The organism is Gammaproteobacteria bacterium, from assembly GCA_028817225.1.
GTDB lineage: Bacteria > Pseudomonadota > Gammaproteobacteria > Poriferisulfidales > Oxydemutatoraceae > Oxydemutator.
The window spans coordinates 34,994-49,029 of record JAPPQC010000011.1 but is presented as its reverse complement, the minus strand read 5'-3'; the positions used below and the strand labels follow the sequence as shown (position 1 = coordinate 49,029).

The following is a 14,036-nucleotide window of genomic DNA, read 5'->3' as shown; positions in this document are numbered from 1 at the left end:
ATTTTTTCGGGACAAACTTTTCTTTTCTGGACAAAGCGCCGTGTCGGCGATGATTGAAAAACGCCCGGTTCACCCGGTTCGCTTGTCTCGCCATTGGTTTGGCGTGTTGCTGACGGCGGCTTTCGCGGCCTGCCTGGCGGCGCCCGGCGCCTTCGGCGCGGACGGGGAAAAGCCCTACACGGTGAACGCGGACGGCAAGGTGAACTGGCCGACCTTCAGCGGCTACCGCCGCTACCATTCCGAGTGTCATGTTTGTCACGGGCCTGCCGGCCTGGGCAGTTCTTTTGCGCCCAACCTGCTGGATTCCCTGAAACGCCTGAGTTATGAACAATACCTTGAAGTGGTCGTCAACGGCCGGGTCAATGTGAACACGGCGGTGCAGAATGTCATGCCGGGGTTTGCGACCAACCTCAATGTGATGTGCTTTGTGGACGACATTTACACCTACCTTGTCGCAAGATCGGACGGCGCCATCGGCATGGAGCGTCCGCAGCACACGGGCAAGACGCCGGAAGCGGCCGAGAATGAGAAAGCCTGCTTCGGCCATTGATGAACGGGGCGCGCCTGCTTGCCGCTGCCGCGGTTTTTCTTTGCAGCCCGCAAGCGTTGTTTGCCGCTGACGGCGGCACCGAAGTAGAAAAACGAAGCGTCCTGCGCGTTTGCGCGGACCCGAACAACCTGCCCTACTCGAACAGGGCGCAAGCGGGGTTCGAGAACAAAATCGCCGAATTCATCGCCGAGGATCTCGGCATTCCGCTTTCCTATTACTGGTTTCCGCAAAGCATGGGCTTTGTGCGCACGACGCTGGGCGCGAGGCGCTGCGATCTCGTCATCGGCATATCGGCGGCCAACGAACTGCTGCTGAACACCAACCCGTATTACTCCTCGGCCTTTGCGCTGGTCTATCCGGCGGACGCCGGCCACAAACTGGCCTCGCTGTCGGACCCGAAACTGAAAGACGCGAAATTGCGAATCGGCCTGATAGCGGGAACGCCGCCGACGGGCCTGCTGCTTGAAAACGACCTGATGGAGCAGGTCGCCTCCTACCATCTGGTCGTGGACACCCGGGTGGACTCGCCGTCGGAGCAGGTTGTCAAGGATCTGCTGGCCGGCAAACTGGATGTCGCCGTCTTGTGGGGGCCTCTCGCGGGCTACCTGAACCGGCAACACGGCTCGCGCCTGAAGGTGGCGCCGCTGGTCTCGGACCACTCGGAAAAACACCGCATGATTTACCGGATTACGATGGGCGTGCGCCCGAATGAAATCAACTGGAAGCGCAAACTCAACCGCTTCATACGCAAGAACGGCGACAAACTGCACGCGCTGATGCGCGAATACGGCGTGCCGCTGGTCGCGGAAAAATGACGGTCTCGCTGCTTTTCGCCGCCGCCTCGGTCCTGGTGCAGGCGGCGGGCGCGTCCGGTTTTGTCGCCGAACCGCAGGACTACCGCATGAGCGATTACCGCTCGCCGGTGCCGGCGACGCTGAAAGGCGCGACCGTGGTGGACGCCGAATCGCTGCACGCGCTGATTGCAAACGACGGCGGCATGGATGTCGCGCTGATTGATGTGCTGCCGCGCGACCGCAAGCCGCCCGACTTTCCCGCCGACCGCCTGTGGCGCCCGCCGGCGCGCCACAACCTGCCGGGCAGCGTGTGGCTGCCGAATGTCGGTTATGGCCGCATTTCAGACATCCGCGAGCGGTATTTCATGGACAACCTGGAGATGCTGACAACCCACCGCGAAGGGCGGATTCTGGTTTTCTACTGCGACGCGAACTGCTGGATGTCGTGGAACGCGGCGAAAAGGGCGGTTGAGTACGGCTTTCGCAATGTCCACTGGTTTCCCGGCGGCGTGGACGAGTGGAAAGAGGCGGGCCATGAACTGGCCGTCGGCAAACCGGTGAAGATGCCGCCGGAATTCCCGGAATTGACGGAGGAGCAGCCATGAAATGGAACACGAAGAGGCGGTTTCCGCCGAACCCGCCGCCGGGCCTTGTCGCATTGGCCCTGCTGCTGCTTGCGCCGCTCGCACTCGCGCAGGAAACCGATGATGAATACAGCAAAGAGCAACTGCTGCTGTTTGACACGCCGCACCTTCGGAATATCCGCTCCGAGGCGTCGCTGCATTATGATTTTCGCCAGCACGGCGCGCAGACGGAGGCCATTGAAAACCGGGTGACGCTGAAGATTACCGGCCTGTCGGAGAGCGGCGGCAAGAACCTGGAAACCGCGTTTTTGAGCGGCGCGAACGGCAGGAACTACGCCATCGAGGACTTTCGCGGCAATCCGCTGATCATGTATTTCCTTGAGTGGGATGTGACCAAAATGGGCCGCGAGAGCGCAATCAGCCGCCATTACTTTCGCCACCTGATGAAGCAGGCGTTTCTGACCGCCGCCGCAAGCGAGGAGATTACCTTCACTCACGACGGGCGCCGCATCAAGGGGCACAAGGTGTTTCTTGAGCCGCTCGCCTCCAGAAAAGGCGACGACCGGTACAAGAATTATCCGGCCAAGCGCTATGAGTTTGTGCTGGCCGACGACATTCCCGGCGGGATTTACAGCATCGCGACCCGGCTGCCGGGCGCCGCGCCGGAAGACGGGCTGCTGGAACACACCGAGATGAAATTCAGCCGGATTGAGCCGCCGGCGGCCTTCTCCGGCCAACGCGCGCAGCAGGAACGCTGACATGAAAACAATGAAAAGCCGCGGAAACTTCCGGGCGGGGAACGGGCGCCTGAAAACCCCGGTGGCCTGTCTTGCGCTGGCTCTTTCCTGCGCCGCTTCCTGCGCCGCCGCCAACGACTTTCCGACGAGCGCGCGCGCGGAGTTTGTGTTCGCCTGCATGAGCACCAACGGCCAGTCCATGGAGATACTGAACAAATGTTCGTGCACGATTGACGCGATCGCCGCGCAGATGAAATACGACGACTATGTGGAGGCGGAAACGGTGCTCAGAATGCGCCAGATGCAGGGCGACCGCGTCGCCGCTTTCCGCACCGCCGAGTGGCTCAGGCAGGCGGTGGACAGGCTCCAGGCGGCGCAGGCCGAGGCGGAGGTGAGCTGCTTCTGACAGCCCATTTCAAGTGATTGATATTATGGGCTATTTCTCCCCGTTTTACTGTCGCAAAACCGGACGGATAGATTGAAAAATTCAATGATTTTTCGCCAATCTTTATGATAGTATGCAACTGCGTTTCGGCGCAAATACGCTAATTAGCATTCAACAATATCAGGAGGATCTACTGATGAAAGAATGGAAAACACCCGCAATTAGAGAAATTTCCGTAGGCATGGAAATCAACTGCTATGCCTGCGCGGAAATCTCCTGATTACGGCAAATAATCAAAACGTTGTTGGTTTCTCCCTCTTGCTCGCCGGGTCTCATGGATAAAGCGGTGATTCCCGACTCTGATGCGTATCATCGTTTTAGGCTCTGCGGCAGGAGGGGGGTACCCGCAATGGAACTGCAATTCTGAGTACTGCCGCCTCGCAAGAAACGACAGTACTCAGGCCTTTCCGAGAACCCAATCCTCACTTGCCGTCACCGCCGACGGCGCCCGCTACCTGCTTCTGAACTGCTCGCCCGATTTGCGGCAGCAGTTGAATCAAACCGAACCGCTGCATCCGCGCGAAGGGCTGCGCAGCAGCCCGGTCAAGGCCGTCGTGCTGACGAACGGGGATGTGGACCACATCGCCGGCCTGCTGACGATGCGCGAGAGCGAACCCTTCGGCATCTACGCTTCCGGTCGCGTGCACCGGATTCTGGAGACCAACTCTATTTTCAATGTGCTGAACCCGGATTATGTCCGGCGCCACACCATCGCGCTGTCCGCGCCTTTCCGGCCCGAGGACGCGCAGGGGAGGCCGCTCGGGCTTGAGGTGGAGGCCTTCGCGGTGCCGGGCAAGGTCGCCCTGTTTCTTGAGGACGAGAGCCGGGGCGGCGATTTCGGCACGCAGGAAGGCGACACGGTCGGCCTGCATGTGCGGAGCCTGGAGAACGGCGCCTCGTTTCACTACATCCCCGGCTGCGCCCGCCTGACCGACTCCCTGAGAGAACGCCTGGACGGCGGCAGCCTGCTGTTTTTTGACGGCACGCTGTTCCGCGACGACGAGATGATCACGATGGGCGTCGGCAAAAAGACCGGCCAGCGCATGGGGCACATCAGCATGAACGGCGAAGACGGCTCGCTCGCGGCTTTCCGCGACATCCGCATTGAACGGAAAATCTACATCCACATCAACAACACCAACCCGGTGCTGGTCGAGCATTCGCCCGAGCGCAAGATTGTCGAGCAGGCGGGCTGGACGGTCTCGCGCGACGGCCAGGTCATTGACCTGTGAACCTGCGCCCCGACAGCCTGCTGGGCCGCGGCGACCTGGAGCGGCGCCTGCGCGAAATCGGCGAGAACTACTACCACGACAAGCACCCCTTCCACCGCCTGCTGCACACCGGCCAACTGGACAAGGGGCAGGTGCAGGCGTGGGCGCTGAACCGCTACTGCTACCAGGCGGCGATTCCCGTCAAGGACGCGCGGCTGATGGCGCGCATTCCCGACCACAAACTGCGCCGCGAGTGGCGCCAGAGAATCGCCGACCACGACGGCGGCGAGGAGGGCGGCGGCGGCATTGAGCGCTGGCTTAAACTGACCGACGGGCTGGGGCTTGAACGCGACTATGTGATGTCGCGCGAGGGCGCGCTGCCGGCGACGAAATTCGCGGTCAACGCCTATGTGCATTTTGTCTCGGAGATGCCGCTGCTCGACGCCGTCGCGTCGTCGCTGACCGAGATTTTCTCGCCCGTCATCATCGCCGAGAGAATGTCCGGGATGCTGGCCGGTTACGACTTCATCACCGAGGAGACGATGTCTTATTTCAAGCCCCGCCTGACGCAGGCGCGCCGCGATGTGGACTTCGCGCTGCAATATGTCCTCGACAACGCCGCCACGCCGGAGCGGCAGCACGGCGTGCTGGCCGCCTTGCGCTTCAAGTGCGATGTGCTGTGGAGCCAACTGGACGCGCTGTATTTCTCCTATGTGGAGCCGCGCATCGTGCCGCCGGATTGTTTTGTCGCCGATGGCCGCTGAGGAAAACAGCCGCCGGCGCCGCCTGGTGTCGGCTGAATCCACGCCGGCGCTGCCGCCGCATGTGAAACTGCACCACGACAAGACGCGCGAGCGCTGGGTGCTGCTTGCGCCGGAGCGCCTGCTGGAGCCGGACGAGACGGCGCTCGGCATTTTGCGCCTTTGCGACGGCAAGACGACGCTTCGCAGCATCGCGCAAACCTTCGCCAGGTCTTATAATGCACCTGAAGACCGGATTCTGCGCGACATCACGGCGCTGATTCAGGATCTGGCCGACAAGGACTTCATACGAATATGAGCGCAAAAGACAACCGCATCGGCATGCCGGTTTCCATTCTGTTCGAGTTGACGCACCGCTGCCCGTTGCAGTGCCCGTACTGCTCCAATCCGCTGCAACTGGAGCAGGCGGCCAACGAACTGACGACGGAACAGTGGTCGGACCTGATGGAGCAGGCGGTGAAGATGGGGATTTTGCAGGTGCACTTCTCCGGCGGCGAGCCGACGCTGCGGCGCGACCTCGAGGACCTGGTCGGCAAGGCGGAGCAACTCGGCCTCTACAGCAACCTGATCACCTCCGGCGTCGGCCTGGACGACGCGCGCGTCGAAAATCTCGCCGGCCTCGGCCTCAAGCATGTGCAAATCAGCGTGCAGGACAGCGCGGAAGAGAGCGCCAACCGCATCGCCGGCCACCGCGACGGCTACGCGCAAAAGCGCATCGCCGCGAGGGCGGTGCGGCGCAACAACCTGCCGCTGACCGTCAACGCGCCCATCCACAAAATGAACATCGGGCACCTGCCGTCCATCATTGACCTCGCCGTTGACATGGGCGCCTCGCGCATGGAGGTGGCGCATGTGCAGTATTACGGGTGGGCGTACCACAACCGCGCTTCGCTGATGCCGAAGCGCGAGCAACTGGAACGGGCGACCGATGTGGTCGAGCGCGCGCGCGAGCGGCTGAAGGGCGTGCTGGTTATTGACTATGTGGTGCCGGATTACTACGCGAGGAAGCCGAAGGCGTGCATGGGCGGCTGGGCGCGGCAGTTTCTGAATGTGACGCCGTCGGGCAAGGTGCTGCCGTGCCACGCGGCGGAGAGCATCACGGCGCTTCAGTTCGACAATGTCAGGGAGCGCAGCCTGATGGACATCTGGCAAAACTCGGAGTCGTTCGAGAAATACCGCGGCACCGACTGGATGCCCGAAAAATGCCTCTCGTGCCCGCGCCGCGAGATTGACTGGGGCGGCTGCCGCTGCCAGGCGTTCGCCATCACCGGCGACGCCGCCAACATGGACCCCGCGTGCGAGTTCTCGGAGCATCACGAACATCTCGTCAACATCGCGCTGCTTGAATCCGGGAGCGGCGAGACGGACTTTGACTACCGCCGTCTCCGCGGCATCCCCGTGGTTCACGCCCGCGCCTGACAATGCGCCCGTCCGGCGCCGCCGCGGAGGCGGCCAGGTCTGACGCTCGGCACGATATTGCCGGCCCGCAGGCGCAACAGCCCCGCCGCCGGCGTTTCCGCGCCGGCGCCGTCCACAACCTGTCGGTGAAGGAATACGGCCCCGAAGAGGGCAGCCCGGCGCTGTTTTTGCACGGCGGCCCGGGCAGCGGCTGCCGCGCCGCATTGTGCCGTCTGTTTCCGCCGGGCAGGTTTCGCATCATCGCGCCGGACCAGCGCGGCGCCGGGGAAAGCACGCCGAAGGGCCGCCTTGAAGAGAACACCACGCAGCACCTGATCGCCGACCTGGAGATGATCCGGGAGGAACTGGGAATCCGGCGGTGGCTTGTCGTCGGCGGCTCGTGGGGCGCGCTGCTGGCCGTCGCCTATGCCGAGGCCTGTCCGGCGGCGGTGGCGGGCATCGTCGTGCGCTCGCTGTTTCTGGGCACGGACGAGGAACTGCAATGGGCCTTCGTCACCGGCCCGCGGACTTTTTACCCCGAACTGTACGAGTCTTTCACCGGCCTGCTGCCGGAGTGTGAGCGGCGGGCGCCGCTGTCCGCCTGGTATCCGCGCATTCTGCACGACGACCCGGCCATCGCCGTGCCCGCGGGTTTTGTGTGGCACGATTACGAGCGCGCGCTGTCCGAGTTGCGCCCGTCGCTGCCGGCGTTTCCGCAAGACCTGTCGGCCATGGCCGACGGAACGAGGGCGCTTCCGTCCACGCCGCGAATGGAGGCGCATTATTTTTCCAACGGCTGCTTTCTTGAACCCGGTCAGTTGCTCGACAACGCCCGCCGCCTGGCGGACATTCCCGGCATCATCGTGCAGTCGCGCTACGATTTGTTGTGCCCGCCGCAAACGGCGCACGCGCTGTCGCGCCGCTGGACGGCGTGCGGGGTGGTGACTGTCGAGGCGGCGGGGCACAGCCAGTCCGAGGCGGGCGTTGAGCAGGCGGTGGCGCAGGCGGCCGCGTCGGTCGCCGACGAGGCGGGTTTGTAGTGCGGTTTGTCGGCGAATCCAGCCCGCTGCCGGAGGGGGGAAGTCGCGGACGGGGCCGGTTTTCGATGCGGCTGCCCGGGTTTCCTGCGGGTCGTTGTCGTGCCGATTGTCGCGGACGAGGCGGGTTTGTGATGTGGCTGGCCGTGATGTTGGCCGCATCGCTTCTGGCGGGTGCTGCCACCGCGCAAGCGGCGCCGGGGATTGCCCACGATGAACAGGTTTTCAAGGCCGACGGCTCGTCCTGGCGGCTGTCCGTGCCCGCCGGTTACCGGCTGGAACTCGCCGCCGAAATGGACGGGCCGCGGATGCTGGCGCTGGCCGGCGACGGCGCGTTGCTGGCGGGTTCGGTGTCAAAGAACATCTACCGGCTGGAACCGCCGTACACGAAGGCCGAAGTGCTGGCGGTGCTCGACGGCTTTCCCCACGGCGTCGCGCTGCACGATGGCGATTTGCTGGTCGCCAGGACCAACGGGCTTTATCGCGCGCCGTACCACCCCGGTCGCGGCGCGCGTCTGACCGGCAAGGATTTCCGCAGAATCATGCCGCTGCCGACCGGCGGTCATCCGAGCCGCACCGTGGCCATCGGCCCCGATGGCAGGATTTATCTGAGCCTCGGCATCAGCGGCAACTGCAGCGACGAATACACCGGCGGCGACTACGATTTCGACGACTACCGCGGCGGCGTGCTGGTGCTGGCGCAAGGCAACGGAAAGGCGCGGTGGCGACCTTATGCGTCGGGCCTGCGCAACCCGGTGGGTTTCGACTGGCATCCGGACACCGGCGTTCTCTACGCCAGCAACCACGGCCCCGACCACCACGGCTATGATTTGCCGCCGGAGTATTTCAGCCGTCTCGACGAGGGGTCATTCCACGGCATGCCCTGGTTTCAGTTCAACGGGCGCGAAGTCATCCGCGACGACTGCATTGGCCGCGCGCCGCCGCGCACCGATGTCACGCCGCCGGTGGCGACCTTCCCGGCGCGCAACGGGCCGATGGGGGTTGCTTTTGTGCCGCGCGGCGCGGGCGACCCGGCGTGGGCCGGCGCCGCCGTTGTCGCGCTGCACGGTTCGTGGGCGACCAAACCGCGCGGCGGATGGGTCGGCCCGAGAGCGAGCCGCCGCCCGCCGTGGCTGGCGCTGGTGCGCGTCGGCAAGGACGGCGCGGCACATGTCGAGCCGCTGGTTGAGGGCTTTCAGAATGCCGCCGGCAAGCGTCTGGCGAGGCCCGTCGGCATCGTCTTCGGCACCGACGGCGCGCTGTACTTCAGCAGCGACGGCGGCGCCATTGAGGGCTTGTTTCGGCTCGCCCGTTAAACCGCCCTTGCCCGGGACAAGGGCTAATCACCCTGCTTGAACGGCCATTACCCGCCCGCCCTTGTCCGGGGCTGGCATTAACCCGCCCTTGCCCGGGGCAAGGGCTAATCCGCGTTGCCTGCCGGGGCGCAGTCAGTTGGCCAGCAAATTGCCGAGGATTTCGTTCATGCGTTTGAAGTCTTCCTCGAACAGTCCCAGCGTCGTGAAATGCCCCCACAGGCTGTCGAGGACTTCCAGTTGGCTGCCCGCGATCATTTGCTGTTCGTCGCGGCAGTCTTTCAGCGGGACAAACATGTCCTCGGAAAACGCAATCACGCAGGTTTTGGCGGTAATCCGCGAAAGCGCCTGTTTCAGGTCGCCGCCGGCGAGCGCGCCGACATCGCCGTTCTTCCATTTGTCGGCCATGCACAGCAGCGCATTCGGGTCCATCGGCAGAAACCATTTCTCCCAGAAGCCGGCCATCAGGCTGTCGAACGACTGAATGTCAATGCGCCTCCAGGCTTCCTGCTTGTAGAATTCGGCGCAGGTGCCCATCAGCGCGAACACGCGGGCGAGCCGCCGCAGCCCCGTTTGCACATCGTTGGCGCCGGTGTATTCGCCGCCGTTCCAGGCCGGGTCGGACTTCAGCGCCTCGCAGAAGGTGTCCACATACAGCGCGTCATGCGGCGTGCAGCGCGCGGTTCCGGCAATCGGCGCGGCGCGGCGCACCATGTCGGGGTAACGCGCCGCCCACTCGTAGGTCTGCTGCGCGCCCATGGACCAGCCGAGCACCAGTTGCAGTTCGCTGACGCCGAAATGCTCCGTCATCAGGCGGTGCTGGGCGCGCACATCGTCGGCGATATCAAGCGCCGGAAACGACGACATGCCGTGCGGCGCCGGCGTGTTGTGCGGCGAACTGGACAGCCCGTTGCCGAGTTGGTTCGGAAAGACGATGAAGTAGCGCGACGGGTCCAGCGCCAGCCCCTCGCCGACATAGTGCGCCAGACTGCCGCTGGTGCCGGAAAACATGATCGGAAACAGGATGGCGTTGTCCTTCGCATCGTTCAGTTTGCCGTGCGTCGAGTAGGCCAGTTTGCAGCCCGGCAGCGAGCCGCCGCGCTCCAGTTGAAAGTCGCCCAGGTCAAAAACCTCGAACGCGCCGTGGTTCTCCGGCGAGTAAAAGTCGTTGTTCAACATTGTGGTTTGTCCTCCATGAAGGTTGTTTATAGTTCGTCCAGTATTCTCCGGACTTTCCTCTGGTAGGCCCTCTCTGTAATCAGTCCGTCGCGGCGCAGTTTTTTCAGCCGTCTGAGCCGGTCTTCAAGCAATGGTGCGTCGGCCCGGCGCCCGGCGGCGGGTCTCGCCGAAGCCGCCGGTTCGTCGGCGGGCGCCGTCAGCGCGATGTCGGGGTCAATGACAATCCAGTCGGTGCGGGTCTTGCCGCCGCGGGTTCTGGCGTGGCGCACGCCCGGCGTCAGCGCGACGCGGTAACCGGGATTGGCCAGGGTCACGCCGCGTTCGGCTTCGTGCGGCGGGTTGGCAAGGCCGGCCTCCCTGCCGAAAACCCAGCGTTTGACGATGCCCTTGTGGACGGAGCCGAAGATGATGTGCAGGCGCCCGCCTTTCCAGAACAGGCGCCCGGTCGTGTGCACGGGTTTTCTCACGAAGCCGACCAGCGAGGTGTTGTCCTTGCCCTGGAAGACGATGTCTTCGTCCGGTTTGGCCTTGTTCAGGGCGGCGGACAGCACCTTGCCGAAACGCTGCGCCGCCGCCGGCGAGAACAGCGGGATGGTCTTGTTCAGTTCAATGTTGACGACGGTGTCGCGCGGCTTGTCGTCCGCCGGCGCCACTTTCAGGTTGGCCAGGATGGTGGTGAGTGTTTTCGGGGCGATCTTGACCGGGTGGTCGTTGCGCGCGCCGCGCGCGCCGCCGCGGTCAACCAGCCGGACATATTCGCCGCCGCGTTGCCAGACGGTTCCGGGCGTTTCGGTGGCGGCGCAGACGGGCAGCGCCGGCAGCAGGGCCGCGAGCAGCAGGGCCGGCAAACGGCGCGGCAAGCAGCGGGGTTTGCGGAAGGGGGTTTTCATGCCTGTATTGTACCGCAGGTGCGGGTACAGACAAAAAAAGGCGGGTGGTGTTTCCACCGCCCGCCTTTCCGATTTGCCAAATGTTGTAAGGAGAGAATCAGAAGAACATGATGGCGCCGATGGCGAGCGACTCATCGTCCGCATCGCTGCCGTTGTGTGCCTCGGATTCGGTGTCGGTGTATTCAATCACCAGGTTCAGCGCTTCGCCGACGGGATGATACAGGCCGACTATCCATGACTCGTTGGTTTCAACCAGGTTGGAGTTGGATCTGGTCTCATCATAATCGGTTTGATCAAGATTGCTCTCGCCGACACTCACGCCGAGCAAGGTGCCCATCGGCATCCGGTAGCGCGCTTGTGCATACCAGCCGTCCGAATCGCGTTCGTCGCCGACCAGGTCAAAGCCGTCAAGCAGGAAGCCGGTCGTACCGATGCCCTCGCCGTCGTAGTAATAGCCGACGAGGTCAAAGTCGTGAAACGCAACCTTGAAACCGACATCATAGCCGCTGGCATCTCCGCCATCATCACCTGTAGTAGCGGTTCCGACTGTGCCATCAGCGTCGCGACTAGGGAGCGTCCGATCAAAGTCCACATCCTGCTGGATGTAACTTGCCCACAGCAGACCGGATGTGCCGGCGCCGTTGTCAAAGGCGTAGTTGACTTTGGCCTCAAACCCGAAGTTGTCGCCTGCTTGACCGATAGCGCCATTAGCATCTTCTATGGTGCTACTGGCACTTTCACCATTAGCCCCGTTTGTTGACCAGGTATCCATCAGCGCAGCAGTCAACGTAAAGCCGTTGATATTCGGCGATGTGTACTGCAACTGTGATTTCCAGTCGGCATACAGGTAACCAACGCCAATGCGCCCGAGTGTGGTGTTGCCACCACCGCCACCGGCCCCTGAACCGACGCCGAGCAATGTCATGTCGTTCAGAATCGCATCGCTGCCATATACGCCGAGATCACGGCCAATCTTGAATGTGCCCATGTTCTCATTGCCGAATGTCAGGAATACCTGCCGGAAGTTGGACGAGTTCAGGCCCAACGCACTGTCGTTCCCGCCGTGGAGATTGTTGCTATCAACACCCGGCTGGAAACTGATATGTATGCCGGTCTTGATGCCTTCGTCGGTAACCGTCGCAGCGCTCATGTTGAACCAGGACGGCAACAAGCCGGTCCGGATGTTGTGGTAGTCTCTGTCAACGCCAGCCGAACCGCAAGCCAATCCGCCAGCGATTGTACCGGCACCGGCATTACATTCCGTGTCCGTGACGAACGCATTGACATTACCACTGAAGTCCACTTCCCAGGCACCCATGCGCATCATGGACAGGCCCTCAAAAGCGGCAAACGCAGGAGCGGTTGTCAGCAGACTGCCGAGCAGAACCGCCACTGCAATTTTTGCGTGTTTCATTAAGGTATCTCCTAAATTTGGTAAATCCATCTGGATGAAAGTTGCCGGGTTAATTCCTGAAAAATCAACCGAACAAGCGGGGATTATACATACACAAATTTATATTGCAATTCAATGGCAACCTTCCCTTTACCCACGCTAAACCATTGATTATCAAGGAAAATAAGCCCAATCACCCCAGTATCTCCGGAAATTTTCCGGTGATTTCCGTGTGCAGGTGCTCAATTTCGGCGGCTGTGCGGCCCCTTCCTTCAACACCTGCTCCGTCACTTCTTGCGCCGCCGGATGCAAGCGGCAAGTCCGCCGCCAGCGTCGCCGGGCGCCCCGACAGAATCAGCAGGCGGTCGCCGAGGAACAGCGCCTCGCGCAGGTTGTGCGTAACGAACAGCACCGTGCACGGCGTGGACTCCAGTTGCGACAGCAGCAGTTTGCGCAGGCGCACGGCGGTGCGTTCGTCAATCGAGGAAAACGGTTCGTCCATCAGCAGCAGCGGCGCGTTGACGACAAAGCCGCGCGCCAGCGCCACGCGCCGCGACATGCCGGTGGACAGCGTTTGCGGGTAACTGTCGGCGGCCCCCGCCAGGCCCATGGTCTCCAGCAGCCACGCAATCCGCTCGCCCGACTGCGCCGGCGACGGCAGCGCCAGGCGGATGTTCTCGCGCACCGTGCGCCACGGCAGCAGGCACGGCTCCTGGAAAATGTAGGACAGCGGCAGCCCGTCGCCGCGGTGTTCGGGCAGCGTGATCTGGCCGTCGAAGTCATCGTCGAGGCCGGCAATCAGGTTCAGCAGCGTGGTTTTGCCGCAGCCCGAAGGCCCGGTCAGCACGACCAGTTCGCGCCCGCTGATTCCGAAGCGCACATCGCGCAGCACCGGCACCGCCGCGCCGTCGTGGCGGATGAAGGTCTTGGCGGCGATGTCAATGTGCAGCGCCGCGGCGGCCGGCGCCGCCTCATCCGGCGGCGCCACTACTTCCGCCACCGGTTGACCCGGCGCTCAAACGGCTGAATCAGCGCCAGTTCGACCATCTGCATGATGATGATGAAAGTCAGCCCCCACGCCATGATCGCGGCGATGTCGAACAACTGGAAATACAGGTGCAACTGGAAGCCGACGCCGTTGCTGCGCCCGAGCAGTTCAACCACCAGCACGATTTTCCAGATCAGCGCCACCCCCGAGCGCGTCGCGGCGGCGAGGTAGGGCGCCAGTTCGGGCACGATGATGTGGCGCAGTTTCTTCCACCAGTTGAAGTGAAACACCGCCGCCATCTGTTGCAGGCCGCGGTCCATCGTGCGCGCGCCCTCGCGGACGGTGACGACGACATTGGGTATCTTGTTGATGGCGACTGCGGTAATCGCCGCAATCTCGGTCAGCCCCATCCAGATGTAGGCGAGGATGATGATGACCAGCGCCGGCAGGTTCAGGAAGAACAGCAGCCACGGGTCGAGAATCTCGTTGACCTTGCGGAAGCCGCCCATCAGGAAGCCGATGGTGATGCCGGCAATCATCGCGATGGTGAAACTGGCGGCGACGCGCCACAGCGTGACGCCGGTGTGAAAGAACAACTCGCCGCCCACGGCCTCGTCGGCGATGACGCCGACGACGCTGGCCGGCGACGGCAGCGAATCGGGGCCGGCCAGCCGCGAGCCGAGCCACCACAGCAGAATCAGCGAAACAATCGAGACGAGGGGCGTGACCGGGAAGGTCTTTTTCCTGACCGCCATC

The 14,036-nt window shown here is 63.1% G+C and carries 16 protein-coding genes; 11 read left to right on the top strand and 5 right to left on the bottom strand.

Going from position 1 to position 14,036, the window contains the following annotated elements; all coding sequences use genetic code 11:
- The first annotated feature begins 49 nt into the window (after positions 1-49).
- The 11 genes from OXU50_01205 (at position 50) to OXU50_01155 (ending at position 8,833) form a co-directional block, all read left to right on the top strand.
- Complete coding sequence (locus OXU50_01205) at positions 50-550, top strand: c-type cytochrome, methanol metabolism-related (GenBank protein MDD9868510.1); 501 nt, start codon at positions 50-52, stop codon at positions 548-550.
- On the top strand, positions 550-1,365 hold the full coding sequence (locus tag OXU50_01200; GenBank protein ID MDD9868509.1) for a substrate-binding domain-containing protein: 816 nt from the start codon (positions 550-552) through the stop codon (positions 1,363-1,365). The genes OXU50_01205 and OXU50_01200 overlap by 1 nt, the downstream gene beginning before the upstream one ends.
- A complete protein-coding gene (locus tag OXU50_01195; GenBank protein ID MDD9868508.1) occupies positions 1,362-1,949 on the top strand; it encodes a PQQ-dependent catabolism-associated CXXCW motif protein in 588 nt (195 codons plus the stop codon). The genes OXU50_01200 and OXU50_01195 overlap by 4 nt, the downstream gene beginning before the upstream one ends.
- Positions 1,946-2,686 carry a hypothetical protein gene (locus OXU50_01190; protein ID MDD9868507.1) on the top strand — a complete coding sequence of 247 codons (741 nt, stop codon included), beginning with the start codon at positions 1,946-1,948 and terminating at the stop codon, positions 2,684-2,686. Before OXU50_01195 ends, OXU50_01190 begins: the two co-directional genes overlap by 4 nt.
- A gap of 10 nt (positions 2,687-2,696) precedes the next feature.
- Positions 2,697-3,071, top strand: a complete 375-nt coding sequence (locus tag OXU50_01185) for a hypothetical protein (protein MDD9868506.1) — start codon at positions 2,697-2,699, stop codon at positions 3,069-3,071.
- A gap of 338 nt (positions 3,072-3,409) precedes the next feature.
- Positions 3,410-4,342, top strand: a complete 933-nt coding sequence (pqqB, locus tag OXU50_01180) for a pyrroloquinoline quinone biosynthesis protein PqqB (GenBank protein MDD9868505.1) — start codon at positions 3,410-3,412, stop codon at positions 4,340-4,342.
- 2 nt (positions 4,343-4,344) lie between these two features.
- Positions 4,345-5,085, top strand: a complete 741-nt coding sequence (gene pqqC, locus OXU50_01175; protein MDD9868504.1) for a pyrroloquinoline-quinone synthase PqqC — start codon at positions 4,345-4,347, stop codon at positions 5,083-5,085.
- Positions 5,075-5,380, top strand: a complete 306-nt coding sequence (pqqD, locus tag OXU50_01170) for a pyrroloquinoline quinone biosynthesis peptide chaperone PqqD (protein ID MDD9868503.1) — start codon at positions 5,075-5,077, stop codon at positions 5,378-5,380. The genes pqqC and pqqD overlap by 11 nt, the downstream gene beginning before the upstream one ends.
- On the top strand, positions 5,377-6,501 hold the full coding sequence (gene pqqE / locus OXU50_01165; protein MDD9868502.1) for a pyrroloquinoline quinone biosynthesis protein PqqE: 1,125 nt from the start codon (positions 5,377-5,379) through the stop codon (positions 6,499-6,501). Before pqqD ends, pqqE begins: the two co-directional genes overlap by 4 nt.
- 125 nt (positions 6,502-6,626) lie before the next feature.
- Positions 6,627-7,520 carry an alpha/beta fold hydrolase gene (locus tag OXU50_01160; protein ID MDD9868501.1) on the top strand — a complete coding sequence of 298 codons (894 nt, stop codon included), beginning with the start codon at positions 6,627-6,629 and terminating at the stop codon, positions 7,518-7,520.
- Positions 7,521-7,651: 131 nt separating this feature from the next.
- Complete coding sequence (locus tag OXU50_01155) at positions 7,652-8,833, top strand: PQQ-dependent sugar dehydrogenase (GenBank protein ID MDD9868500.1); 1,182 nt, start codon at positions 7,652-7,654, stop codon at positions 8,831-8,833.
- A 132-nt stretch (positions 8,834-8,965) separates the two neighbouring features.
- Here OXU50_01155 and OXU50_01150 read toward each other — a convergent pair whose 3' ends face one another.
- The 5 genes from OXU50_01150 to OXU50_01130 form a co-directional block, all read right to left on the bottom strand.
- Complete coding sequence (locus tag OXU50_01150) at positions 8,966-10,009, bottom strand: alpha/beta fold hydrolase (protein MDD9868499.1); 1,044 nt, start codon at positions 10,007-10,009, stop codon at positions 8,966-8,968.
- Positions 10,010-10,035: 26 nt separating this feature from the next.
- On the bottom strand, positions 10,036-10,899 hold the full coding sequence (locus tag OXU50_01145; GenBank protein ID MDD9868498.1) for a hypothetical protein: 864 nt from the start codon (positions 10,897-10,899) through the stop codon (positions 10,036-10,038).
- A gap of 97 nt (positions 10,900-10,996) precedes the next feature.
- Positions 10,997-12,313: a porin gene (locus OXU50_01140; protein MDD9868497.1), complete on the bottom strand. Its 1,317-nt coding sequence runs from the start codon at positions 12,311-12,313 to the stop codon at positions 10,997-10,999.
- Between the two features lie 172 nt (positions 12,314-12,485).
- On the bottom strand, positions 12,486-13,292 hold the full coding sequence (locus tag OXU50_01135; GenBank protein ID MDD9868496.1) for an ATP-binding cassette domain-containing protein: 807 nt from the start codon (positions 13,290-13,292) through the stop codon (positions 12,486-12,488).
- On the bottom strand, positions 13,280-14,035 hold the full coding sequence (locus tag OXU50_01130) for an ABC transporter permease (GenBank protein ID MDD9868495.1): 756 nt from the start codon (positions 14,033-14,035) through the stop codon (positions 13,280-13,282). The genes OXU50_01135 and OXU50_01130 overlap by 13 nt, the downstream gene beginning before the upstream one ends.
- Position 14,036 lies beyond the last annotated feature (1 nt).

Excerpts from the sequence above, each read along its gene's own strand:
- OXU50_01205 (MDD9868510.1), top strand. The coding sequence starts at position 50 with ATGATTGAAAAACGCCCGGTTCACCCGGTTCGCTTGTCTCGCCATTGG.
- OXU50_01200 (MDD9868509.1), top strand. The coding sequence starts at position 550 with ATGAACGGGGCGCGCCTGCTTGCCGCTGCCGCGGTTTTTCTTTGCAGC.
- OXU50_01195 (MDD9868508.1), top strand. The coding sequence starts at position 1,362 with ATGACGGTCTCGCTGCTTTTCGCCGCCGCCTCGGTCCTGGTGCAGGCG.
- OXU50_01190 (MDD9868507.1), top strand. The coding sequence starts at position 1,946 with ATGAAATGGAACACGAAGAGGCGGTTTCCGCCGAACCCGCCGCCGGGC.
- OXU50_01185 (MDD9868506.1), top strand. The coding sequence starts at position 2,697 with ATGAAAAGCCGCGGAAACTTCCGGGCGGGGAACGGGCGCCTGAAAACC.
- pqqD (MDD9868503.1), top strand. The coding sequence starts at position 5,075 with ATGGCCGCTGAGGAAAACAGCCGCCGGCGCCGCCTGGTGTCGGCTGAA.
- pqqE (MDD9868502.1), top strand. The coding sequence starts at position 5,377 with ATGAGCGCAAAAGACAACCGCATCGGCATGCCGGTTTCCATTCTGTTC.
- OXU50_01155 (MDD9868500.1), top strand. The coding sequence starts at position 7,652 with ATGTGGCTGGCCGTGATGTTGGCCGCATCGCTTCTGGCGGGTGCTGCC.
- OXU50_01150 (MDD9868499.1), bottom strand. The coding sequence starts at position 10,009 with ATGTTGAACAACGACTTTTACTCGCCGGAGAACCACGGCGCGTTCGAG.
- OXU50_01145 (MDD9868498.1), bottom strand. The coding sequence starts at position 10,899 with ATGAAAACCCCCTTCCGCAAACCCCGCTGCTTGCCGCGCCGTTTGCCG.
- OXU50_01140 (MDD9868497.1), bottom strand. The coding sequence starts at position 12,313 with ATGAAACACGCAAAAATTGCAGTGGCGGTTCTGCTCGGCAGTCTGCTG.
- OXU50_01130 (MDD9868495.1), bottom strand. The coding sequence starts at position 14,035 with ATGGCGGTCAGGAAAAAGACCTTCCCGGTCACGCCCCTCGTCTCGATT.